This is a genomic window from Aeromonas sp. s3, assembly GCF_040907805.1.
Taxonomy (GTDB): Bacteria; Pseudomonadota; Gammaproteobacteria; order Enterobacterales; family Aeromonadaceae; genus Aeromonas; species Aeromonas dhakensis.
Genome location: NZ_JBFOCQ010000028.1, coordinates 279,116 through 301,270 on the forward strand (window position 1 = coordinate 279,116; position 22,155 = coordinate 301,270).

The window sequence follows — 22,155 nt, forward strand, 5'->3', positions numbered from 1 at the left end:
GCGCTTGATGGGTCGCAGACGCCCTCTGAGTAACGTCCCCTCCCTTGAGCGGGTTCGCCCGCTCACCCTCTGGCTGCGTGGTTGGCTGAAATTAGGTCGCAGTGGCCGCGCTGGCTGGTGCTGGCTTGGTCGCCTGCCACGCTGGCTGCGTTTCTCAGTATTGGGGATCATCACCCTATGCCTGTCGCTGCTGGCGCTGGATCGACTCTTCCCGCCGCCGCCACTCGACCCCGCCTACGCACGGGTGGTGCTCGACATGAAGGGGCGACCGCTGCGCGCCTTTGCCGATACCAGCGGTGTGTGGCGCTATCCCGTGACCCTGGAGCAGGTCTCTCCCCGCTATATCGAGGCGCTGCTGGGCTACGAGGATCGCCATTTCTGGCGCCATCCCGGAGTCAATCCGGTGGCCATGGTGCGCGGGGTCTGGCAGTGGCTGCGCTACGGGCGGGCCGTGTCGGGCGGCTCGACTCTCACCATGCAGGTGGCACGCCTCATCGAGCCCTACCACAGGAGCGTGCCCGGCAAGTTGCGCCAGATGGCTCGTGCGTTGCAACTGGAGTGGCACTATGACAAGCGCACCCTGCTCACCGTTTATCTGAACCGGGCGCCGTTTGGCGGCAATCTGGAGGGGGTGCAGGCGGCAAGTTTTGCCTATCTCGGCAAGAGCGCCGCCAAGCTGACTTATGCCGAGGCGGCGCTGTTGGCGGTGCTGCCGCAGGCTCCCAGCCGCAACCGGCCGGACCGGCATCCCGAGCGGGCTCGCGCCGCCCGCGACAAGGTGATGCAGCGGCTGGTGGCGCAGGGTGTCTGGCCCGAACAGGCGTGGCTGGAGGGGCGTATCGAGCCGGTGCTGGCCCGCGGTCACTTCACGCCGATGGAGGCGCCGCTGTTTGCTCGCCTCGCCGCCGACAATCAGGCCGGGGCGCTGGTGCACACCACCATAGACGGCGATCTGCAGCGCTGGCTGGAGGGGCGGGTGGCGAGCTATATCCGCCGTTTCCCCGAGCAGACCTCCGCCGCCCTGCTGCTGGTAGACAACAAAACCATGGCGGTGCGCGCCTATGTGGGCAGCGCCGAGTATGGCAATTTGCGCCGCCACGGTTATCTGGACATGGTGCAGGCGATCCGCTCTCCCGGCTCCACCCTCAAGCCCTTCATCTACGGTCTGGCCATGGACGAAGGATTGGTGCACTCGGCCTCCCTGCTCTCCGACGCGCCAAGGCTGGGATCTGACTATCGCCCCGCTAACTTTTCCGGTGCCTTTCAGGGGCCGGTGACCCTCGCCCAGGCGCTGCAGCAATCCCTCAACGTGCCGGCGGTGCAGGTGCTGGAGGCGCTGGGGGCCGATAAGCTGGTCAGCCGTCTCGACAATGCCGGGGTGAGGCTGGCCCTCTCCGACAAGCCCAATCCGGCCATTGCGCTCGGGGCGGCGGGCATTCGGCTAGAGCAGCTGGTGGCGCTCTACAGCTCGCTGACCCGGCAGGGGCAGGTGGCGATGCCGGTCTGGCTGGCGGGGCAGCGGGCGATGTCGCGTCCCCTGCTGAGCCCGGGAGCGGCCTGGATCATCTGGCAGATATTGAGCGCCCAGGGGCGGGCTGATCAGCCCTTTGCCAGCGAGGCGACCGGCCGGGTCAATCGGCTGGCCTGGAAGACCGGTACCAGCTATGGCTATCGCGACAGCTGGGCGATGGGGGTCTCCGGTCGCTGGACCATAGGCGTCTGGCTGGGGCGCCCCGACGGCACCCCCATGCCCGGTTTTTACGGCCAGAGCGCGGCGGTGCCGCTGCTGCTCTCGGTCTACTCGCGGTTGGCTGACAGCAGCCCCCTGCCGGCACAACCCAACACGGTGAGCGAGGCCGAAGTTTGCTGGCCGCTGGGGCGCAAGGCGAGCGCGACCCTGCCTGAGGCCTGTCTGCAGCGCCAGAGCGCCTGGCTGCTGGAAGGGCGCGATCCCCCCACCTTGCCGGATCCCATGGATTGGCCTTCGCCGCTGCGGCAAGTTGCGTTGACCGTTCAGGGAAAACCCACTCTGAGCCGCTGCCACGATGCGGCACAATCCGGTTTTCGGGCGCTCTGGCCGCTGTCGCTGGAGCCGTGGCGCTCACCCGGCGAGCGGCGCCAGGCGCAGCTGGCCAGCGGCTGTGCAGGGGAAGGGCAGAGCACCGAGCTGCAGGCCCCCATCCGCATCCTGGCGCTGGGGGAGGGCAACCTTGTTCGCAGCCAGCGTTATCGGCTGCAGCCCAAGGTGCTGGGCGGCGTCGGCAAGCCGGCCTGGTTTCTCAACGGTCAGCGGCTGCGCTGGGACGGGGATCAGGTGCTGAGCGAGGCGGGTCGCTATCAGCTGGTGGTAGTAGACGAGGCGGGCAACAGCGATCGCATCGAGTTTCGGCTGGAGAATCCCTCCTGAGGGGAGAGGCGGTGCCTAATTGGCGTGTCAGAATATTGACGATATCGGGGGATAGCCCCGATGCCGTCAGCGGATTGTCGATCCCCGGCAGGGCGTCGCGGAGTCAGGGCTTGACCTGACCCAGCCGGGTGAAGAAGTGTTGACTCTTGCGCTGGTGGAAGTGGCTCTTCTTGATGGAGTGAAACACCAGCTTGCTGTCCGGGTGGCTCGCCTTGAGGCGATGGATCATCGCCATGGCGGGCAGTCCGGTACTGACGAGCGTAGTGAGCGGCAGACTCTGGGTCTGCGGCCCCAGCAGCTGGTTGAGCCCCTGCTGCGCCTGCTCGAAGCGGGTCAGTACAGCTGGCTCGGCGTAGCCGCTGCCCAGCATGGCGAGCAGGGCATCGAGCGCCTGATTGAACTCGGCCAGCTGCTGGCGAAAGCCGCTGCGACTGCGCAGGGCGATCAGCTCTGCAAACGGGATGTCGGCCAGGTGAGTGGGTACTTGCAGCGGGATCTCCAGATGGAAGCAATCCTGGCCACCGCGGTTGTGATAGCGCGATTCGAGCAGGTGGAGCAGCCGGTCCAGATAGTCGTGATCGGTGATGAGGGCCCCCTCATTGGCGAGTGCCCACTCGCGGGCGAGCCGCATGGAGAGCAGGTTGGCAAAGCGCCGTGCCATCCTGAACCCGCCCTCCTCCCGGCTGGCGAAACCGTGAGCCAGGCAAAAGCCGTGCAGCCGCTCCAGCCCCGCCTGGGCCGGGCAGAAGCAGTCGTGGTTGGCCGGCGAGCGCCAGCGACCGATCAACTCCTTGTTGCCAAACACCTTGTGACGCACGAAGTCGGGGGCGAGCAGGCTGCTCAGCTGACTCTCCAGCTGGGGGGTGATGGCGGCAAAGAAGGCGGCATCCGGCCGCTCGGCCAGCAGATCCGTCTCCTGCTCGAGGGTTTGCAGCAGGGCGGTGAGGCCGCTCTTCTCACTGACGGTGAAGACGAAGGCGAGCCGTTCCAGATAGAGCAGGGCAAACTTGAGCCACAACTCGTCGCGTACCTCCATGCCGGGATAATAGATATAAGTCTTCATCGAATGGGTCTGTGGTCAGGAATGTTGCCGGGACGCAGGTTCGGGAATATACGCAAGATTGCCTCGCTGCGGCAAACATTGCGTGGGGGAATGTGAGCAAACGCTCATCCAGTAGGCGCTGGCCACAAAGTTCTGATATAATTCGCGCCCTTAAATCAAGGTCACCCGAGTCATTACCATGAAGTTCATTATCAAGCTGTTCCCGGAAATCACCATCAAGAGCAAGTCGGTTCGCCAGCGCTTTATCAAGATCCTGCAGGGCAATATCCGCAATGTCCTGCGCCGCTTCGACGACGATGCCCGGGTGCGGATGGATTGGGACAAGCTGATCGTGAGCTCCCGCAATGACCAGTTCCGTGAACAGGCCATCGAAGCCCTGGCCTGCATTCCCGGCATTCAGGCCTTCCTCGAGGTGCAAGCCAGCAAGTTTACCGACCTGCACGACATCTTCGAGCAGGTGAAAGCCGTATGGGGTGACCAGCTCGAGGGCAAGACCTTCTGCGTGCGCGCCAAACGCCACGGCAAGCACGAGTTCTCCTCACTCGAAGTGGAGCGTTACGTGGGCGGTGGCCTGAACCAGCACTGCGTGAGCAACGGCGTGCGCCTCAAGAACCCGGATGTGAAGATCAACCTCGAGATCGACGGCGAAGAGCTGTTCATCGTCAGCGCCATCCATCAGGGCTTGAGCGGCATGCCCATCGCCACCCAGGAAGATGTGCTGAGCCTCATCTCCGGCGGTTTTGACTCGGGCGTGGCCTCCTTCCAATTCATCAAGCGCGGCTGCCGGGTGCACTACTGCTTCTTCAATCTGGGTGGTGCCGCTCACGAGATCGGTGTCAAGCAGGTGGCCTATCACCTGTGGAACCGCTTCGGCTCTTCCCACCGGGTGCGTTTCACCGCAGTGGACTTCGAGCCTGTGGTGGCCGAGATCCTCGAGAAGATCGACAACGGTCAGATGGGCGTGGTGCTCAAGCGGATGATGATGCGCGCCGCCGCCAAGGTGGCCGACGAGTTCCAGATCCCGGCGCTGGTGACCGGTGAGTGCGTGGGTCAGGTCTCCAGCCAGACCCTCACCAACCTGAACGTCATCGACCGGGTGACCGACAAGGTGATCCTGCGCCCGCTCATCACCTGGGACAAGCCGGACATCATCAGCGAAGCGCGCCGCATCGGTACCCTGGAGTTCGCTGAGACCATGCCGGAGTATTGCGGTGTCATCTCCAAGAAGCCGACCGTGAAGGCCGATCTGGCCCGCATTGAAGAGGAAGAGGGCAACTTCGACTTCGCCATTCTGGACAAGGTGGTGGCCGAGGCACGTTACCTCGACATTCGTCGTATCGGTGAAGAGACTGCTGCCGAAGTGCAGGAAGTGGAGACTACCGCCGAGAGCGGTGACAACGAGGTGATCCTCGATATCCGCTCCATGGATGAGCACGACGAGAAGCCGTTGCTGGTGGAAGGGCGTGAGGTCATGCATATCCCCTTCTTCAAGCTGGCCACCGCCTTTGGCGATCTGCCGAAAGAGAAGACCTACCTGCTCTACTGCGATCGCGGCGTGATGAGCAAGCTGCAGGCGCTCTACCTGAAAGAGAAGGGTTTTGCCAACGTCAAGGTGTACCGTCCGTAAGGTGACGTTCAAGCGTGCATAAAAAAATCCGGCCAATGTGCCGGATTTTTTTATTTCACTTGCAGGTTGAGGCTCAAGGGCAGGGGACTGGGGTAAAGGTGGACTGCCCCTGGCAACGCCATCCCATCTCCGCCTGGCGCATCTGCCACAGGTTGTTGCTGCGAAACAGGGTCAGGATGTAGATCATGTCGCTTTTGGTGCCATCGAGGGCGACCGAGAGCACCAGATCGTTGTCCAGCTGTTGCGCCTGGATGCGACTGGGTATGTCGCTGTGGCCGACGAAGCGCAGGGCCACTTCACGATAGTCATTGACCCAGCTTTGCTGGGCGGTGCTTGCCTGACGGATCTGCTGGTTGAACTGCTGCACCGGGGTGGACGCGAGCCGACCAAACAGTACCTGAGCTTCAGCCTGCGCCGTTGCCACATTCATCAGTAACAGTGATGCGATGAGTCCAAGTTTTTGCATGAGGGATTCCGGCTTACAACACTGCATCCTATGACAACAGAAAAGCCTGCTTGGTTCAACGCAACCGGGCAGAGAGTGCGACCTGACGCCGGTTGTGAGGTCAATTGCGCTGCAGCGAGAAGGTAGGCAGTGACAGATGCCAGTAGATGGCGGCCACCCGCAAACCAAACACCGCCGTCATGCAGATGAGCATGGCGGTCACCCGATCCACGTTTATCTCCAGCGCCAGGGTATAGAGGATGCCCCCCAGGATGCAGGCGGTGGCGTAGATCTCTTTTTGCAAGACCATGGGCACCTCCCGGGCCAGCACGTCACGGATCATGCCGCCGGCCACCCCTGTCATGGTGCCCATCAATACGGCGATCAGTCCCGATGTACCAAAGTTGAGGGCTTTTTGTGCTCCGATCACGGTAAAGAGCGCCAGCCCGAAGGCGTCGGCGACCGGCAACACGTACCAGGGCATGCGACGGGGCAGCTTGACCATCCACATGCCGATGAGTGCCGTGGCGATCACCACCCAGATGTAGAGGGGGTCACGTACCCAGAATACCGGGGTAGCCCCCAGGATCATGTCGCGGATGGTGCCGCCGCCGATGGCGGTGACCGCCGCCAACACCATGACGCCAAAACCGTCCATCCTGAGACGGCCCGCCACCAGTACGCCCGAAAACGCGAATACCGCAGTACCAAACATGTCGCTGATGTAAACAATCTGCTCAACCAGTGTCTGCATGGAGAACAACTCACGTCCAATTGTTGATGGGGCCGCGATTTTAGGGGGGATTGCGGTGTCTGACCAATGGCTGCCTGCAAGAAGTGGGAGCCAGACCAAGTTTTTCTCGGCTGCGCTGTCGCCAGCCAGCGCGATGCATCTGAGCGGCGTCATGTCGCAGGGGAGGTGGATGTAGACCTGCGCCCGGCCCGTTGTCGCAAGCCTGATGAATTCAATGAGCAAAACAGGGCACTTTTTTCCTCAAGTTCAGCCGGAACATGCCGATATATAGGGTAAGCGGCGTTAATGCGATGAAGCGTTGAAAATAATGCTAAAGACATCGAAAAAGAGGCCGTTAAATAAGAAGCATCGAACAGGAAAGACAATAAAGTTCGAGCAAATTAAATAGTAAATTTAATAGCTTAGGAGAATAGTCATGGGTCTTTATATCAATACGAACGTTTCATCGCTTAACGCCCAGCGTAACCTGATGAACACCAACAAATCTCTGGATACATCCTACACCCGTCTGGCATCCGGTCTGCGCATCAACAGCGCCAAAGACGATGCCGCCGGTCTGCAGATTTCCAACCGTTTGACCTCCCAGATCAATGGTCTGGATCAGGGCAACCGCAACGCCAACGACGGTATCTCCGTCGCCCAGACCGCCGAAGGCGCCATGGATGAAATTACTTCCATGCTGCAACGGATGCGTACCCTGGCCCAGCAGTCTGCCAACGGCTCCAACAACACGGATGACCGTACCGCGTTGCAGCAAGAGTACACTCAGCTGATGACTGAAATCGACCGGGTAGCCAAAGACACCACCTTCGGTGGCCAGAATCTGCTCAAGGGCGGTTATGTGGGCTCCTTCCAGGTCGGTGCCGATGCCGGTCAGACCATCACGTTCCGGATGACCACTGCCTTCAGCATCTCTGGTATGGCGTCCGCGACCAGCGGCAGTGCGGCAGTGACGACCACTACTTCGGGCGAGCCTTATAAAATCACAAAAACTGCAGGTACGCCGGTGAGTTCTACCAGCATGTCGACCATTACGGCGGCAAGCTCTGCCCAGTCGGCCATGGCCAACCTGGATTACATGATTAAAGTGGTGGATAGCAAGCGTGCCGAACTGGGTGCGGTGCAGAACCGGTTCGATTCGACCATTCGCAACCAGGCGAACGTCTCTGAAAACGTCAGTGCCGCCCGTTCACGGATCCGCGACGCAGACTTCGCGACCGAGACCGCCAACCTGACCAAGCAGAACATTCTGCAACAGGCAGCCTCGACCATACTGTCTCAGGCAAACCAGCGTCCGCAGTCAGCACTCTCCCTGCTGCAGGGCTGATAAAAGAAAACAGGGCGGTTGTTCAGGCCGCCCTGGTCAAGAGATGGAACAAAGGGGTGTTCGGTTCGCACTCTGTTCTATCGGGAGAGAATCTATTCTCTACTAGTAAAGCCAAGTGTTGTACAGCTGTTCAGTTCTGTCACGCTTGGTCATATTCTCCTGAGCGTATGCTCGTTTTAGGCCGGATCTTCCGGCCTCTTTTTATTGTGCCGTCAAATTGACGCCACTCCCCCATATCAAAGCACAAACTGTGCCAACCCTCAGAGTTCATCTCTGTCACGCCGGCTTTAGGCCCTGCTCCCGATAACAGGAGACTGCTCGCCGTCATTTTGCCGCTTGCCGGATAAAACTTGCCGCCTTCGGCAATTATTTTCCTAAAGCTTGTCGCTGCGCTGCCGTTAAATAAAGTGAAGCAATCGAGGGGTGTTCGGAATCCAACGTTTGCACTACTGCGGGTGACCTGTCCGTTCAAACAGACACCCGCCAGAAGAATCAGGCTCGTTCAACCTGTTCTTCTAACGGTGGGACGCCGCTTTGGCGGTGCAACCCGCAGTCGCATGTTCTTCGGGAGAATATTTTATGGCCATGTACATCAACACGAATACTTCATCACTGAACGCCCAGCGTAACCTGATGAACACCAACAAGTCCCTGGATACGTCCTATACCAGACTGGCTTCCGGTCTGCGTATCAACACCGCCAAGGACGATGCTGCCGGTTTGCAGATCTCCAACCGTTTGACCTCTCAGATCAACGGCCTGGACCAAGGTAACCGCAACGCCAACGACGGTATTTCCGTCGCGCAAACGGCTGAAGGGGCCATGGATGAAGTGACCAGCATGCTGCAACGCATGCGCACGCTGGCACAACAGTCCGCCAACGGCTCCAACAACACCGATGACCGTACTGCACTGCAGCAAGAATTTGACCAGCTGACCACCGAGATCAACCGGATCTCCAACGACACCACCTTTGGTGGCCAAAAACTGCTGGATGGGAACTACAAGGGGTCATTCCAGGTAGGGGCTGACGCCGGTCAGACCATCACCTTCAAGATGACCTCCGCGTTCACCATCAGCGGGATTGCGGCGTCAACCAAGGGCAGCGCGACCGTTGCGACCAGCGCCACTGGCGAGCCTTACAAAGTGACCAAGGGTACGTCAGCGGTGACTTCTACCAGCGTCAGCAGCATCAAGGCAGCAAGTTCGGCTCAGCTGGCCATGGCCAACCTTGACTTCATGATCAAGGCGGTTGACAGCAAGCGGGCGGAGCTGGGTGCGGTACAGAACCGGTTTGACTCCACCATCCGCAACCAGTCCAACGTCTCTGAAAACCTGAGCGCCGCACGTTCTCGTATCCGTGACGCAGACTTTGCGACCGAGACGGCCAACCTGACCAAGCAGAACATTCTGCAACAGGCAGCGTCCAGCATCCTGGCGCAAGCCAACCAAAGACCGCAATCTGCTCTGTCCCTGCTGGGCTAACAGAACAGCAGTGATGAGATAGGAAAAGGAGCGACGATATGGCCAATGAAATTGGGATCCCGTCATCGGTCACTCCTTCTTCTCTTCAGTCAAGTAGCAAGAGCGGCCAATCGGCCGCTCAAGTGCTATCTGGCACGACGGAAGAGCAGCGGGTGACGGCACAACAGGATGTGAAAAAACAGCAGGATGCTCTGGCTGGTGATAAAACCGCCAAACAGGACGTATCCAATGCCGATATTGAAAATGAGGTGCAAAACTTGCAAGAGTTCAGCAAGTTGCAAGGCTGGACTGTCAACTTCAGTGTTGAGAAGGATCTGGATCAGGTGGTCATCAAGGTGGTGGATGCCGAGACCAAGTCAATGATCCGGCAGATCCCGAGCGAGGAGCTGCTGGCCATCAGCAAGCGGATCAAGGATCTGCGTGAGGGCGATGTATCCGGCGGTGGTTCGCGGGTCGGATTGCTGCTCGATAACGAGATCTGATACGAAAAAATTAAGAGGAGAGAGAGTATGCCCACCATTACGTCTGCCGGTGCCGGCTCCGGACTCGATTTGGAGTCAGTGATTGCTGCCAGTGTCGATGCCAAAAAGGCACAACTGATGCAGCCCATCACCACCAAGAAGACCAACACTCAAATCACTCTCTCCGGAGTGGGGCAGCTGAAGTCTGCCATCGCCTCGTTCGTGACCACTCTGCAGGCCATGGCGAAGGATGATGCGTTCAACAAGCGCTCCATCAACATTACCCAGGACAAGGACAAACCCGTGCTCAAGGTGGAGAGCAAGGCGGGGGCCTCCAACGGTCAATATGACATCAGCGTCGAACAATTGGCGAAGTCCAGTAAATTTGACGGTACCTTCGACTCGTCGACGACCCCCCTCATCACTCAGGACGGGAAACTGACGTTCAAGGCTGGCGACAAGACCTTCGATGTGGATGTCAAAGCGGGTGACTCGCTGCAGTCCATTCGCAAACGGATCAACAATGACGCCGACAACTTCGGTCTGAGCGTCAACATCATGAATACCTCAGATGGCAAATCCAAGCTGATGATCGACTCAGGGGTCAGCGGCGACGGCAAGGATCTGCAGATCACCGGCAGCACCACTGAGTTGACCGACAACCTTGTGTCCAAGTTGACCAAGAGCCAGAGCGCTCAGGATGCCAAGATCAAGGTAGATGGCAACACCCTGACCAGTGCGACCAATACCTTCGACGGCACCATAGTTGGGCTCAAACTGACCGTGCTCAGAGAGTCGGATAGCACGACCACCACCGATACCAATGGTAATCCGGTCAAGACCTACAGCTCGAACAAGGTCGATGTGACAACCGACAAGGCCGGTATCAAGGACATGGTCAAGAGCTTTGTCGACGGTTACAACGCGCTGGTGAAGAAGAGCAATGATCTTGGCAAGCGCAACTCGATCGTGGCAGGGAAAAGCCAGAATGATGGCGGTGCATTGGCAGGAGATGCGACCACGCGTGCCGTGGTCAACATGATGAACGGCCTCATCACCGAACCCTCCAAAAAATCGTCTACCTATTCAACGATTTTCCAGATGGGTATCAAGATGGACAACAAGGGGGTATTGTCCATCGACGATACCAAGTTCAGCGAGGCCATCGACAAGAACTTTGATCAGGTGGTTGCGGTGTTTGGCGGCAAGGATGGGGTCGCAGGCAAGCTGGCCAGCCAGCTGGAAACCTACTCCAAGACCGGCGGCCTGCTGGCCAAGCGGGAAGATTCGCTCAATTCCGATCTGCGCGAAGTAAGCCGCAAGGAGTCGGATGTTACCGCCCAGCTGACCAAGTATCAGGAGACCTTGCGGGCCCGTTATGGCAGCCTGGACAGCATGCTGGCCAAGATGAACAAGTCGGCCTCTTATCTGAATCTGCTCAATACCAAAACGAATTAATACGTAGTCAGGAGCCGTGCCTCTTATGTATCGGAAAAATATCAAGGCTTACACCACCCAGAATCTGCAGTCCGAGCTGGCGGTGGCGGATCCCTACCGGGTGATCCAGCTGTTGATGCAAGGTTGCCTCGAGCGTCTTGCCCAGGCCCGTGGTGCCATCGAACGTCGTGATTTCGAAGGCAAGTCCCAGTCCATCTCCAAAACCATGGCCATTATCAACGGTTTGCAGGACTCGCTGGACCTCTCCTATGGCAAGGTGCCGGAAGATCTGTTTGCGCTCTACGACTACATGAAGGTGCGCATGATGGATGCCAGTCGTGATATGGACATGGCCGCCATCGACGAGGTGATGAACCTGATGCTGACAGTCAAGAGTGGCTGGGATGCGATTCCGGTCGAAGAGCGCGACAAGGCCATTGCCCAGCAAAAAGCAGGTCGTGCGGAATGAATGATGCCAAGCTGTCCGGCTTGATGAACCACGGCAGCCGTTTGCGGTTGCTGTTGGAGCAAAATGAGCTGGCGGCAGCGGAAGTGCAAATGGAGCACTATCTCGCTGCCCTGAACGAGGTTTTCGAGCATATTCCCGCTGACAGTCATCTTAATGCAGAGCAGCAGCAAGCCCTGTCTCAGTTTCACATGATCCATGCGCTGATAACGAATGCGAGACACTTGGCAGAGGATGAATTGCGCCAATTTTCCAAGGCTGGTCGCGTGGCGGGCCTTTACAAGATGAATGCGGGTTGAGTACCGAATGGATTTTAACAAGAACATCAAAGATGCCGAGCATGAGCTCTCCCGTCTAGCCAGGCAGAAAGAGCAGGAAGCCGCCATGCTGGAGGTGCTGCCCGTTCGCCATGAACTCAATATGGCTGCCTTTGAAAAATATATGCCCGGAATACATGCATTTTTCAAAGAGTATCAGCCGGTCAGACCCTTCCGCTTTTTCTGCAACGAGAACGGCGTTCCTAATGTTCTTTGGCTGGACGATGACGTCTCCCTCTATGGCGATGATCCCTTTGCCGAAGCACAGGCCCAGATTGCCGAGGTGATCGAACATAGCGTATTGCAATGTATCGACTTCGTACCTCAGTGGTATCTGGAAGGCCAGATCCATATCGCCTACAACAATGCCATCTCCGAGCTCAAGGAGAATGTGTCGCTGGAAGGCTTGCCGCTTCGCAAGGCGCTGGATGCCGACATTCCCTTGTCCTTCATGTACGGGATCGGACTGGGTTATCAGCTGGGCTACCTGTATGAGCGGTGCCGGGTTCGGAATCTGTTTGCCTTCGAGCCCGACCTCGATATGTTCTACGCCTCGCTCTATTGCTTCGATTGGCACAAGTTGCTCGAATACATGGAGCAGGAGTCGCTGAGTCTGCACCTGTTCATCGGTGTCGATGAACAGCTGCTGGTTGCCGACATGATGGAGGCGCTGCATCGTAAAGGAGCATTCTGGTCGGCGAGCTATTTCTCGTTTTGTCATTACCACTCACCCAAGCTGCATGCCTTGATCGACAAAGCCGAGGGTGAGCTGTATCTGCTCAAAACGGGCTGGGGCTTTTTCGATGACAATATTTATGCGCTGGCCCACAGTCACACCCATCTGCAGGATGGCACGCCTTTCCTGAAGCGAGAGCGGGATACCTCGCAGGTCGAGCAGGTGCCGGTATTCGTGGTCGGTAACGGACCGTCGCTGGATCAGAGCATCGAATTCATCCGGCAGCATCAACGGCAAGCCATCATCATTGCCTGCGGCACGGCCGTCAGTGCGCTGCACAAGGCGGGTATCAAACCGGACATCTATGTGGCGGTGGAGCGCACCAAGAGCTCGGCGGATTTCCTGCGCATCCTCAATGCGGATGATTTCCTCAAGGATGCGGTCTTCCTCAGCGTTGACGTGATCCACCCCGAGTGCAAGACCTTCTTCCGCAAGACGGGGTTGACCTTCAAGCCCAACGAGCCCATGTTTGCCATGCTGGTCAGCCGGTTTGGTCAGGCTTTCGAGTATGAGTCCATTGAATTCTCCAACCCCTTCGTTGGCAACACCGGCCTCAATTATGCGGCGTTGCTCGGGTTCAAACAGGTATACCTGTTCGGAATAGACAATGGCTACAAGTACGCAGACAAGCATCACTCCACTCTGAGTCTCTATTACAACGAGAAGAGAGAAGCCAAGTACAACGAGAATCTGAAAGATACTTTCCCGGCACCGGGCAATTTGGGCGGGGAAGTGCGGATCAATCATCTATTTGGCCTGGCAATCCATAACATGACGCGCGTGCTGACAAGCCATCCGGATATGCGCTGTCTGAATTGCAGTGATGGGGCCTACATTGAAGGCGCCATCCCTCAACGGGTGGATGCCCTGCAAGTCAACAGCCCGGAGCTGGACAAGATCGCCTTGCTTGATGAGTTGATGGCGCGCAGCTTCCAGCCGTTCGACATGGCCAGTGTTGACTTCAATGCCGCGCTCAATGTGACGCTGTTTGACGATCTGCTGGAGAAGTTGCGTACCGACTGGCGGACAGTCAAATACGAACATAATGACATACTGGCCATGATGCAGCGTCACCACGACTATCTGCTCTATTTGCTGATGAGCCGTGATTGCCATCTCTACCGTGTCTTGATCGGCTCGATGAACTATTTCTACGCCAACATCATCGGCTTGATGATGACCCTGATTGACGCAGCGCCTGACAAGTTCGAAGCCAAGGTGAAAGAGGCCGAGGTGATACTCGAGCGGTTCTTCGACGATGCGAAGCCGATTTATGCCGATGCCTTCCAGCGACACGATTCCGTCTACTTCGTGGGACTGGATATCTTCAAGAAGAAGTGACGGCTATCTCTCATCACGTCTCTGCCAAATAAAAAACACCGGCCTACGCCGGTGTTTTTTTGGTGTACGAGTGATGAGCTGCGGGCTTTACAGGCGCGGTTACTGTACGTCTGCGATGGCCCGGCATATCTGCTCCACCGCATTGAGTGCTCTTGGGGTGAAACGGTGCAGCTCATCCGAGTTGATGAGTTGCAGACGCTGATGGCGAACGGCATCCACCATGGGCCACTGTTGCCAGTGGCGCAGGGCGTCAGCGTCTTGACTCCCTGCCAGGAGCAACGCCGGATTGGCCTTGATCACCTGCTCCAGGCTGACCTGTGGATAGGGCGTGCGGGCCGCTGCCATCACGTTTTCCCCACCGCACAACTCGATGGCCTGGGCGGGCCAGGCGTTGCCGCTGACGCTGGTGAGCGGTGGATACCAGAGCTGGTAGAACACCTTGATATGCTTGGGTTTGCCGTAGCGCTGGCCAAGGGCGGCCAGGCGGGCGAGATAGGCGTCGGCCTCGGCATTGGCGGTTTGTTCCACCCCCAATGTTTTTCCCAAGGCCCGCATCTCGGTGGCGAGGGAGGCAAAGTCGGTCGGCTCTGAATAGAACACCGGGATCCCCAGCTGTTCGATGGGGGCCAGCATGCGGGATTGGGCGGAGCGCCAGGCGACGATCAGGTCGGGCTTCTGGGCCAGCAGGGCTTCCAGATTGATGCTGCGGTAGTTGGCTACCTGGGGCAGGCGTTTGACCTCGGGCGGATAATCGGAGGCATCGTCGGTGGCCACGATGCGATCCCCTGCGCCGATGGCAAACAGCAGTTCGGTCAGGTGGGGGGTGAGGCTGACGATGCGTGCGGGCGTGCCAGCCAGCAGGACGGGTGACATGCACAACAGGCAGAGCAGGATGAGCCATCTAGCCATGCAGGTGCTCCAGCACAGTGAGCAGCAATGCCAGCGCCAGCCAGCCCCAACCGGCTTGTTGCAGACGGTTGAGCAGGCGCAGGGCCGTGCCGGCCTCCGGCTCGGCGGCGGCATCAAACACGGGAAAACGGAACAAGCTGCCCTGATAGTAACGGGGGCCACCGAGCTTGCAGCCCAGCGAGCCGGAGAGCAGCGCCAGCAGTATTCCCATGGCGGGGTAGGGCCAGAGCATGGCTGTACGCAATCGGCTGGCCAGCTTGCGCAGCTGGGTCAGGCACAAGGGCAGCGCCAGCAACAAGATGGCAGGGGTACACAGGGCCTGGTAGAGCACGGCGGCGGCCCGGCCAAAGTGGGCAAAGGCTGGCAGTTTCGGGCTCCAGCCCTGATTCATCAACTGGGCGAGGCGCCACAGCAGGGCGCCTTGCACACCTGCCAGGGCAAATCCCAGCAGAGGGCCGGCCCACTGCCCTATCAGGCGCAGGGTGCAGCTTTCGCTGACCGCCTTGGCAAGCCCCATCAGAGATAGCTTGCCGGTATCGCGTCTGAGCCAGGGGGCCGCCTGCAACCGGGCCACCACCAAGGTATCCTGGTCTGTCAGTGCGCGAGTGGCACGGGCCAGCTCCCGCAGCGGGCGCGATTCCAGCATCAGCAGCAGAAACAGCAGATCGAACAGCGGCTCCGAGAGCGAGAGATTGCGCACCGCCCAGAGTCCGGCGGCGCACGGCAGCCAGACAATCAGCATGGCCAGCAGGCCGGCCTGCAGTTGCTGCCCGGGGGCGCCATCGGGACGACACACCTTGTGACCCAGCCGGGTCAGCAGGGGCACGACGGCGGAGAGCCGATAGTGGGCCGGCCAGGGGACGATGGCCTCCAGCAGCGCGGCCCCGAGCAAAATGGCCGCCGGAGTGGCGGCCATCTGTTCCAGTGTGGTGAGTGTGATCACAGCTTGCCGAGCATCTTGATGATCACTTCGGCAGAGTGCTTGCCGGCCACCTCGATGAAGGCATCGAAGGATTCAACCTGTTCCTTGCCGGCGATGTCGGACATGGCACGCACCACCAGATAGGGCACCTTGAACATGTGACATACCTGACCGATGGCCGCCCCTTCCATCTCGACCGCCAGCATCTGCGGGAAGTCGGTGCGAGCCTTGGCGATGGCGTCGGGCTTGCACATGAACTGATCGCCGGTGCAGATGAGGCCGACCTTGGTCTGATGCTTGCCTTGCTCGGCAATGCAGGCCTGGGCGACGGCGATGAGCTGCTCGTCGCAGGGGAAGGCGGCAGGCTGCTGCGCCATCTGGCCCATCTCGTAGCCAAAGGCGGTCACGTCGACATCGTGGAAGCGCATCTCGCTGGCGATCACCACGTCACCGATGTGCAGGTCCTGGGCAAAGCCGCCGGCAGAGCCGGTGTTGATGACGCAGTCGGGGGCGAATTTTTCCAACAGCAGGCTGGTGGCGACGCTGGCGGCGACTTTACCGATGCCGGAGCGGGTCAGGATCACCTCTTTGCCTGCCAGGGTGCCCTGATAGAACTCGCAGCCGCCCAGTTGCAGGGTGGTCGGGTTGCTCATCTGGCTGCGCAGCAGGGCCACTTCCTGTTCCATGGCGCCGATAATACCTACTTTCATCACTCACCTCGTCTTGATGGCCAGTTGGCCGAATAAGTTGTTGTGGATCATAACAAAAGTTGGCGATGGCGCCGAGCATTCCGATGCTGGCGGGTGGGAAGGTCCACTCAAGGGTAGCGCTCGGCCAATCTGGCGAGCTCGCCGCGGTCCGCCAACCGTTGCAGGGTGCTGGTAAACAGGGCCAGGCGGGCAGGGGAGGTGCGCTGGTAAAACAGGATGTAGAAGGGGATGGTCTCCATGGCGACGGGGAGGATGCGGATCTGGTCGCTCAGGTGATGGCGCTGCAGATCGGCTTCGATACCGGGTGAGCGATAGTAGACGAAGCGTCCGCGCTTCATCAGCAGCTTGTCGTAGTTGGCGGCGCTGCTGCCCCCGCCGCTGTCGATGATGAGCCCCTGTATGGCCTGCAGCCGTTCGATGGCGCCACTGCCGTGATTGACGAGGATGATCCCCGCATTACCCAGGGCCCTGACGTCGTCCCAGTGGCGGATCTCGATCGGGTCGTCGCTGCGCACCGCCAGGTGGTAGCGTACGGTGAAGATGGGGGGCTGCAGATAGAGGAAGTGGTTGCGGCGGACCGGGTTGTCACCCACGCCGCAGAGGAAGTCGAGCTGGCCGAAGCGCACCCGTTTTTCCAGCCGCTTGAGGGGGATAAAGTGCTGATCCCCCTCGATGCGCAGGGCAGGCTCCTGTTGCTCCATCAATCGAAACAGTTCGACGCAGAGCCCCCCGATGCGGCCATCCGCCATCAGGGTGTATTTGGGAGCTGACTCTGGCTGCGCCGCCGTGCGATAAATCTCGGTGGCGTTGACGGCCCGGTGAGTGACTGCCAGCAGACAACCCAGCACCATCACCCGGAATATCATGTCATGCTGGCCCTCGATGTGTGGGGAAATGCGGCGGTGCCTGCGGATGTCGCGGCGCTAGTGCTGAAACATTACGCCATATATCAGAACCTTATCAACCAAGTGCCGTATCCAGGGTCATCATCAGCGCAAACCCGGCCATCAGGCCCAGGGTGGCGTGGGTCTGGTGGCCGTTGCGGTGAGTCTCGGGGATCACCTCGTGGGAGACCACGAACAGCATGGCGCCGGCGGCCAGCCCGAGGCCGATGGGATAGGCGATGGCCATCCCGCTGGAGAGACCGACGCCGAGCAGGGCCCCGAGCGGTTCGAGCAGGCCGCGGCCGATGGCAACCAGCACGGCCATGCCGGGGCGAAAACCGGCAGCGCACATGGCGAGCGCCACCGCCAGCCCTTCCGGAATGTCCTGCAAAGCGATGGCGGTGGTGAGCGGCAGGCCCACCGACATGTCACCCTGCGAGAAGCTCACCCCGATGGCCATTCCCTCCGGCAGGTTGTGCAGGGCGATGGCAAACACGAACAGCCAGACCCGGGAGCAGCTCTCGTGACCGGGGCCGCAGGGGCCTGTCTTGTCGTGTTCATGGGGGGTGAATTGATCGAGCCCCAACATCAGGAGTACCCCGAGGGTCATGCCTGTCACCACCACGGCGGCGGCGAGAAAGCCGTTGCCAGTGATCCCCTCTGCCGCCTCGAGCCCCGGCAGCAGCAGGGAGAAGGCGCTGGCCGCCAGCATCATGCCGGCGGCAAAGCCCAGCATGCTGTCTTCTACCCGTTGCGGAACCGAGCGCAGAAAAAGGGCGGGCAGGGCGCCAAGTGCGGTGGCGGCAAAGCCGGCCAAGCCACCGATAAGGCCATAGCGAACGCCGGGGCTGATGTCGCCGGCGGCCAGCATCACCAGGCTTTGCAGCAGCAACAGCACGACGGCCGCCAAAGCAACGAACAGGCCGATGGCGATCACCGGGCGTGCCCGCAGCTGCTCGCGCAGCTGGGCTGACCAAGAGGAAAGGGGCAGGGCTGACGCGTTATCCATGAAGATCACCTCTTTTGCTTGACGGCAGGGATGGCGCGGCGCCATCCGGGGACTCTTGCATTACAGCGAGCCGGGCCTCACTTGTCCATGCCGGGGCATCGATTGCATTCATCGGCTAACTATTTGAAATGATTCGGTCGTCTTGAATAGTTTGTGACGAAGATCTGGTTGTATGGAAAAACAACTTGCTTTGTTGCGGCGAAAGCTGGTGAAGGAGTAGGCAGGTTTGTGGTAAAGTGCCGCCCTCGCGAAACCCACCCTTCCCTTGGTCTTTCGCAACGTCCCATCTCCCGTCAGGAAAGCCCGGGTTACCAGTTCATACGGATGTGATCGCCACTGTGCACCTGCTTGTCAGCAGTCGAGGATCACCAGCCACCATGTTTTACAAAAATCTGTCTATCGGCAAAAAGATTGCCGTGGTCTTTGCGGTCATTGCCGCCGTCAACGTGATATTCGGTATTTTTCTCTCCAGCGAACTGCGCGGCGTGCGCGATCGCGTGTTGAATTTTACCGATTCCACCCTGCCTAGCGTGCTCTCGGTCGAGAACCTGCTCTACGACGTATCCTACGTGCGCCGCGCCCAGTTTGCCCTGCTGATGGTGGATGACGCCACCGATCTGCAGGCGCGTCGCGGCCGGATCCAGGCCAGTGTCCAGAAAGTCGAGCAGGCCTTCCGGGGCTATGAGGCCACGGTCGGTGCCGCCCATGAGCGTCAGGTGTTCAACGGCGCCAAGCAGGCGTGGCAACGCTACCTGAACTCGGTCAATCTAGTGGATCAACTGCTGGCACAGGGCCAGCTGGAGCAGGCCAAGGTGCAGCTGTTCCAGTCCAACCCCATTTATGGCGAGCTGGAACAGGCGGTCAACGGCCTGGTGGAAGTGAACCTCGGCTTCGTCAAAGAGAACCGCGGCAGCCTGCTTGACAGCGTCAACATGGTGACCAGTTTTGCCATGGTGAGCATCGGCAGCCTGCTGCTGTTCATGGTGGCTATGACCTGGTTCCTGACCCGCCAGATCTGCCTGCCGCTGCAGGCCGTGGTGGCCCAGGCCAACGCCATCGCCGCCGGCGATCTGACCCATCAGCTGGATCGCCAGCACATCGGTCGTGACGAGCTGGGCATGCTGGCTAAGGCGTCTCTCAAGATGCAGGACAACCTACGCGGTCTGATTGAAGAGGTTGTGGCGGCCGTGACCCAACTCGGCGCTGCCATCGAAGAGGTGAGTGCGGTCTCCGAGCAGTCGGCACAGGGGATCCAGAGCCAGCAGCAGGAGATCTCGCTGGTCGCCACCGCCATGGCCCAGATGAAGGCTACCGTGGCCGATGTGGCAGGCAACACCGAGACGGCGTCTGAATCGGCCAGCTCCGCCAATGCCCTGGCGCGCCGCGGCAATCAGGATGTGCAGAGCTCGCTGATGGCCATCACCCGGGTTGCCGAAGAGATTGAACAGGCCGGTACCCTGGTCACCGAACTGGAGCGCGAATCCGCCCAGATCAACGTGGTGGTGGATGTGATCCGCGGCATCGCCGATCAGACCAACCTGCTGGCGCTCAACGCCGCCATCGAGGCGGCTCGCGCCGGCGAGCAGGGCCGTGGCTTTGCGGTGGTGGCCGATGAGGTGCGTACCCTAGCGGGTCGCACCCAGGCGTCCACCGGCGAGATCGTCGCCATCATCGAAACCCTGCAGACCCGTGCCAACCAGGCCAAAGAGGTGACCGGCCAGAGCTGCGAGATGATCCGCCAGTGCGTGGAGCAGAGCGAGCAGACCAGCGACGGCATCCAGCAAATCGAGGAGGCGGTCGCCCAGATTGCCGACATGGCCATTCAGATCGCCAGTGCCTGCGGCGAGCAGGACGCGGTCTCCGATGAGCTGGGTCGCAACGTGGAGCGGATCAACGAATCCTCCAACGAGGTCGCTGTTGGGGCCGATCATACCGCCCGTGCCTGCCTGGAGCTGAGCCAGCTGGCTGCCGGTCTGCGTCAGACCATAGGCCGCTTCCGCTTGGCGTAATAGCTGTATCGGCACCAGACAGGGTGCCGTGTCATAGCCTGTTGCTGCAGGCAAACAGTCAACCCGGCTTCGGCCGGGTTGACTGTTTTTGTTGGTCCGTCATTTCAAGGCATGAGCACAGGGATGGTTCACGACTCTTGGCCTGCTGCTGGGATCGGGGATTGACGCCGCACAAGGCGACAGTGACGTTCAGCGAGCTCGCCAGTCGGGACAGCGCTGGCCATGAGGGGCAGAGGAGCGATGGCAATGCGCATTGGCAGGGATTTGCTTGTCAGCGTCGATGGGCTGATGGTCATGAAAAGGTCATAAAAAAACCCGGCCTGAGCCGGGTTTTGATGAGTGCGGGTAGTGCTGGCTTACTTGGCCAGGGATTCCGGCAGCTCTTCGCGGATCTTGCCCAGCATCTCTTTCAGGACACGCGGGTTGGCCACCACGATGTTGCCGGAGTTCTCGTAGTTGTGACCACCGACGAAGTCGGTGACGATGGCGCCAGCCTCTTTGGCCAGCAGCTCACCGGCAGCGGTGTCCCAGGGCTTGAGGCCGATTTCCCAGAAACCATCGACGCGACCGGCAGCCACATAGGCCAGATCCAGCGCGGCGGAGCCGGCACGACGGATGTCAGCACACTCGATGAACATGCTTTGGAACATCTTCAGGTACGGCTCGATGTGGTGCTTCTGCTTGAACGGGAAACCGGTGGCCAGGATGGTGCCTGCCAGCTCTTTGGCCTTGCCGACACGGATGCGGTAGCCGTTCAGCTGGGCGCCGCTGCCACGGGTAGCAGTGAACAGCTCGTCACGGATCGGGTCGTAGATCACGGCCTGTTCGGTTTTGCCCTTGACGCGCAGGGCGATGGAGACGGCAAAGTGCGGAATGCCTTTGACCAGGTTGGTCGTGCCATCCAGTGGGTCAATGATCCATTGGTAGTCCGGATTGGTACCGGCAATCTCACCAGACTCTTCAGCCACGATGCTGTGTTCCGGGTAAGATTTTTTGATGGTGTGAATGATGGCCGCTTCGGCTTCACGGTCAACGTTGGTCACGAAGTCATTGCTGCCCTTCTGGATAACCTCGATGTTCTCGGGTTGAGAAAAGGCTTTTACTACTACTTGACCGGCGTTGCGCGCAGCGCGCACGGCGATATTCAGCATCGGATGCATAGGTTCACCACTGGATGTTAAAGAACGGGGGAATAAAAGGACGCGGTATCATACCAGTCTTTTTGACAATGGCAACTGTTATACGTTATCGCTCTTGCCTTGGCGACTGCCAGATCTGACGGCTCCAATATAGGCTCTTTTTGGTCTAGTCTTATGGGCAGCAGCCGAATAACAGGCTGCCTTGAGCATAGGGACGTGGATCATGAATTTGTCATTAGTGAGTCAAAAACCGTCGGCAACCTCCACTCAGGGTTTGCTGGCCGCCTTGCGGAACTCGACCGGATACGGCGACTACTTCAACGAGCTAACCATTACCCAGCCATCTCACTGGCAACCCGGCAAGGAAGAGGCGGCTATCCTGCTGCTGGACGGGGATGCGGCCTGGCCCGAGTTTGCCTGGCAGCGCAACAGCGACACCTTCGGGTTGCCGGTGTTGCCGCTGCTGATGCGCAAGGGAGACGGTACTCTCACCATTCAGGGGCCGGATGTGCGGGACCCACGCTTCTATTTCGTCTCCAACGGCATCGTGCTGGAAGAGTCTGAACTTGCCGATCCCGCCTGCAGCCGGGTGCTGCTGAACAAGCTGGAGTCCTACTTCCCGCTGCTTTCCCGCCTCATTCTGCTGCGCCAGCGTCAACCCATGGGGCTGTGCAACTAGTCTCTTCCTTCCCTGCGCTGGGCTGTTC

Annotated in this window: 20 protein-coding genes; 11 read left to right on the forward strand and 9 right to left on the reverse strand. The window is 59.7% G+C overall.

Annotated features, from left to right (window positions below; translation table 11 throughout):
* The first annotated feature begins 7 nt into the window (after positions 1 to 7).
* Positions 8 to 2,407, forward strand: coding sequence for a penicillin-binding protein 1C (gene pbpC, locus AB5Y98_RS16360; protein WP_368232286.1), 2,400 nt, complete (start codon positions 8 to 10; stop codon positions 2,405 to 2,407).
* Positions 2,408 to 2,510: 103 nt separating this feature from the next.
* Here pbpC and AB5Y98_RS16365 read toward each other — a convergent pair whose 3' ends face one another.
* On the reverse strand, positions 2,511 to 3,470 hold the full coding sequence (locus AB5Y98_RS16365) for a hypothetical protein (RefSeq protein WP_019840379.1): 960 nt from the start codon (positions 3,468 to 3,470) through the stop codon (positions 2,511 to 2,513).
* A 178-nt stretch (positions 3,471 to 3,648) separates the two neighbouring features.
* Here AB5Y98_RS16365 and thiI point away from each other — a divergent pair, with 178 nt between their 5' ends.
* A complete protein-coding gene (gene thiI, locus AB5Y98_RS16370) occupies positions 3,649 to 5,097 on the forward strand; it encodes a tRNA uracil 4-sulfurtransferase ThiI (RefSeq protein WP_005299656.1) in 1,449 nt (482 codons plus the stop codon).
* 73 nt (positions 5,098 to 5,170) lie between these two features.
* Here thiI and AB5Y98_RS16375 read toward each other — a convergent pair whose 3' ends face one another.
* Positions 5,171 to 5,563, reverse strand: coding sequence for a hypothetical protein (locus tag AB5Y98_RS16375; RefSeq protein ID WP_005299659.1), 393 nt, complete (start codon positions 5,561 to 5,563; stop codon positions 5,171 to 5,173).
* Positions 5,564 to 5,663: 100 nt separating this feature from the next.
* Positions 5,664 to 6,296 (reverse strand): trimeric intracellular cation channel family protein, encoded by a 633-nt coding sequence (locus tag AB5Y98_RS16380; protein WP_011705587.1) that lies wholly within the window; start codon positions 6,294 to 6,296, stop codon positions 5,664 to 5,666.
* Between the two features lie 415 nt (positions 6,297 to 6,711).
* On the opposite strand from AB5Y98_RS16380, the gene flaA reads away from it, so the two are divergent.
* From flaA to AB5Y98_RS16415, 7 genes are all read left to right on the forward strand, one after another.
* Positions 6,712 to 7,623 (forward strand): flagellin A, encoded by a 912-nt coding sequence (gene flaA, locus AB5Y98_RS16385; protein ID WP_010634334.1) that lies wholly within the window; start codon positions 6,712 to 6,714, stop codon positions 7,621 to 7,623.
* Between the two features lie 579 nt (positions 7,624 to 8,202).
* Positions 8,203 to 9,108, forward strand: a complete 906-nt coding sequence (gene flaB / locus AB5Y98_RS16390) for a flagellin B (RefSeq protein WP_005299664.1) — start codon at positions 8,203 to 8,205, stop codon at positions 9,106 to 9,108.
* A 38-nt stretch (positions 9,109 to 9,146) separates the two neighbouring features.
* Positions 9,147 to 9,590 (forward strand): flagellar protein FlaG, encoded by a 444-nt coding sequence (locus tag AB5Y98_RS16395; protein ID WP_017786670.1) that lies wholly within the window; start codon positions 9,147 to 9,149, stop codon positions 9,588 to 9,590.
* 27 nt (positions 9,591 to 9,617) lie between these two features.
* A complete protein-coding gene (gene fliD, locus AB5Y98_RS16400; RefSeq protein WP_017765940.1) occupies positions 9,618 to 11,027 on the forward strand; it encodes a flagellar filament capping protein FliD in 1,410 nt (469 codons plus the stop codon).
* A gap of 25 nt (positions 11,028 to 11,052) precedes the next feature.
* Positions 11,053 to 11,475 carry a flagellar export chaperone FliS gene (fliS, locus tag AB5Y98_RS16405; protein WP_094697281.1) on the forward strand — a complete coding sequence of 141 codons (423 nt, stop codon included), beginning with the start codon at positions 11,053 to 11,055 and terminating at the stop codon, positions 11,473 to 11,475.
* Positions 11,472 to 11,771 carry a hypothetical protein gene (locus tag AB5Y98_RS16410; protein ID WP_010634330.1) on the forward strand — a complete coding sequence of 100 codons (300 nt, stop codon included), beginning with the start codon at positions 11,472 to 11,474 and terminating at the stop codon, positions 11,769 to 11,771. The genes fliS and AB5Y98_RS16410 overlap by 4 nt, the downstream gene beginning before the upstream one ends.
* A gap of 7 nt (positions 11,772 to 11,778) precedes the next feature.
* Positions 11,779 to 13,866 carry a 6-hydroxymethylpterin diphosphokinase MptE-like protein gene (locus AB5Y98_RS16415; RefSeq protein ID WP_368232287.1) on the forward strand — a complete coding sequence of 696 codons (2,088 nt, stop codon included), beginning with the start codon at positions 11,779 to 11,781 and terminating at the stop codon, positions 13,864 to 13,866.
* Between the two features lie 99 nt (positions 13,867 to 13,965).
* Here the strand turns inward: AB5Y98_RS16415 and AB5Y98_RS16420 are convergent, their stop codons facing one another.
* The 5 genes from AB5Y98_RS16420 to AB5Y98_RS16440 form a co-directional block, all read right to left on the reverse strand.
* Entirely contained in the window at positions 13,966 to 14,775 is an 810-nt protein-coding gene (locus AB5Y98_RS16420) for a cobalamin-binding protein (RefSeq protein ID WP_368232288.1), read from the reverse strand.
* Positions 14,768 to 15,718, reverse strand: a complete 951-nt coding sequence (locus AB5Y98_RS16425; RefSeq protein WP_162513163.1) for a cobalamin biosynthesis protein — start codon at positions 15,716 to 15,718, stop codon at positions 14,768 to 14,770. Before AB5Y98_RS16425 ends, AB5Y98_RS16420 begins: the two co-directional genes overlap by 8 nt.
* Positions 15,715 to 16,407, reverse strand: a complete 693-nt coding sequence (mtnN, locus tag AB5Y98_RS16430) for a 5'-methylthioadenosine/S-adenosylhomocysteine nucleosidase (protein WP_019840396.1) — start codon at positions 16,405 to 16,407, stop codon at positions 15,715 to 15,717. Before mtnN ends, AB5Y98_RS16425 begins: the two co-directional genes overlap by 4 nt.
* Before the next feature lie 107 nt (positions 16,408 to 16,514).
* Positions 16,515 to 17,273 carry an ABC transporter substrate-binding protein gene (locus AB5Y98_RS16435; protein ID WP_095592970.1) on the reverse strand — a complete coding sequence of 253 codons (759 nt, stop codon included), beginning with the start codon at positions 17,271 to 17,273 and terminating at the stop codon, positions 16,515 to 16,517.
* 94 nt (positions 17,274 to 17,367) lie between these two features.
* Positions 17,368 to 18,300: a ZIP family metal transporter gene (locus AB5Y98_RS16440; RefSeq protein ID WP_368232289.1), complete on the reverse strand. Its 933-nt coding sequence runs from the start codon at positions 18,298 to 18,300 to the stop codon at positions 17,368 to 17,370.
* A 377-nt stretch (positions 18,301 to 18,677) separates the two neighbouring features.
* Here AB5Y98_RS16440 and AB5Y98_RS16445 point away from each other — a divergent pair, with 377 nt between their 5' ends.
* Positions 18,678 to 20,309 carry a methyl-accepting chemotaxis protein gene (locus tag AB5Y98_RS16445; RefSeq protein ID WP_368232290.1) on the forward strand — a complete coding sequence of 544 codons (1,632 nt, stop codon included), beginning with the start codon at positions 18,678 to 18,680 and terminating at the stop codon, positions 20,307 to 20,309.
* Between the two features lie 356 nt (positions 20,310 to 20,665).
* On the opposite strand, the gene suhB is transcribed toward AB5Y98_RS16445, so the two are convergent.
* Complete coding sequence (gene suhB, locus AB5Y98_RS16450; protein ID WP_005299686.1) at positions 20,666 to 21,469, reverse strand: inositol-1-monophosphatase; 804 nt, start codon at positions 21,467 to 21,469, stop codon at positions 20,666 to 20,668.
* Positions 21,470 to 21,671: 202 nt separating this feature from the next.
* Here suhB and AB5Y98_RS16455 point away from each other — a divergent pair, with 202 nt between their 5' ends.
* Positions 21,672 to 22,127 carry a hypothetical protein gene (locus tag AB5Y98_RS16455; protein ID WP_017765933.1) on the forward strand — a complete coding sequence of 152 codons (456 nt, stop codon included), beginning with the start codon at positions 21,672 to 21,674 and terminating at the stop codon, positions 22,125 to 22,127.
* The last annotated feature ends 28 nt before the right edge of the window (positions 22,128 to 22,155 follow it).

Coding starts and splice junctions, on each gene's coding strand:
- AB5Y98_RS16365 (WP_019840379.1), bottom strand. CDS start 3,470: ATGAAGACTTATATCTATTATCCCGGCATGGAGGTACGCGACGAGTTG.
- AB5Y98_RS16440 (WP_368232289.1), bottom strand. CDS start 18,300: ATGGATAACGCGTCAGCCCTGCCCCTTTCCTCTTGGTCAGCCCAGCTG.
- thiI (WP_005299656.1), top strand. CDS start 3,649: ATGAAGTTCATTATCAAGCTGTTCCCGGAAATCACCATCAAGAGCAAG.
- AB5Y98_RS16455 (WP_017765933.1), top strand. CDS start 21,672: ATGAATTTGTCATTAGTGAGTCAAAAACCGTCGGCAACCTCCACTCAG.
- fliD (WP_017765940.1), top strand. CDS start 9,618: ATGCCCACCATTACGTCTGCCGGTGCCGGCTCCGGACTCGATTTGGAG.
- AB5Y98_RS16380 (WP_011705587.1), bottom strand. CDS start 6,296: ATGCAGACACTGGTTGAGCAGATTGTTTACATCAGCGACATGTTTGGT.
- fliS (WP_094697281.1), top strand. CDS start 11,053: ATGTATCGGAAAAATATCAAGGCTTACACCACCCAGAATCTGCAGTCC.
- AB5Y98_RS16415 (WP_368232287.1), top strand. CDS start 11,779: ATGGATTTTAACAAGAACATCAAAGATGCCGAGCATGAGCTCTCCCGT.
- AB5Y98_RS16445 (WP_368232290.1), top strand. CDS start 18,678: ATGTTTTACAAAAATCTGTCTATCGGCAAAAAGATTGCCGTGGTCTTT.
- AB5Y98_RS16410 (WP_010634330.1), top strand. CDS start 11,472: ATGAATGATGCCAAGCTGTCCGGCTTGATGAACCACGGCAGCCGTTTG.
- suhB (WP_005299686.1), bottom strand. CDS start 21,469: ATGCATCCGATGCTGAATATCGCCGTGCGCGCTGCGCGCAACGCCGGT.
- AB5Y98_RS16395 (WP_017786670.1), top strand. CDS start 9,147: ATGGCCAATGAAATTGGGATCCCGTCATCGGTCACTCCTTCTTCTCTT.
- pbpC (WP_368232286.1), top strand. CDS start 8: ATGGGTCGCAGACGCCCTCTGAGTAACGTCCCCTCCCTTGAGCGGGTT.
- AB5Y98_RS16435 (WP_095592970.1), bottom strand. CDS start 17,273: ATGATATTCCGGGTGATGGTGCTGGGTTGTCTGCTGGCAGTCACTCAC.
- mtnN (WP_019840396.1), bottom strand. CDS start 16,407: ATGAAAGTAGGTATTATCGGCGCCATGGAACAGGAAGTGGCCCTGCTG.
- flaB (WP_005299664.1), top strand. CDS start 8,203: ATGGCCATGTACATCAACACGAATACTTCATCACTGAACGCCCAGCGT.
- AB5Y98_RS16420 (WP_368232288.1), bottom strand. CDS start 14,775: ATGGCTAGATGGCTCATCCTGCTCTGCCTGTTGTGCATGTCACCCGTC.
- AB5Y98_RS16375 (WP_005299659.1), bottom strand. CDS start 5,563: ATGCAAAAACTTGGACTCATCGCATCACTGTTACTGATGAATGTGGCA.
- flaA (WP_010634334.1), top strand. CDS start 6,712: ATGGGTCTTTATATCAATACGAACGTTTCATCGCTTAACGCCCAGCGT.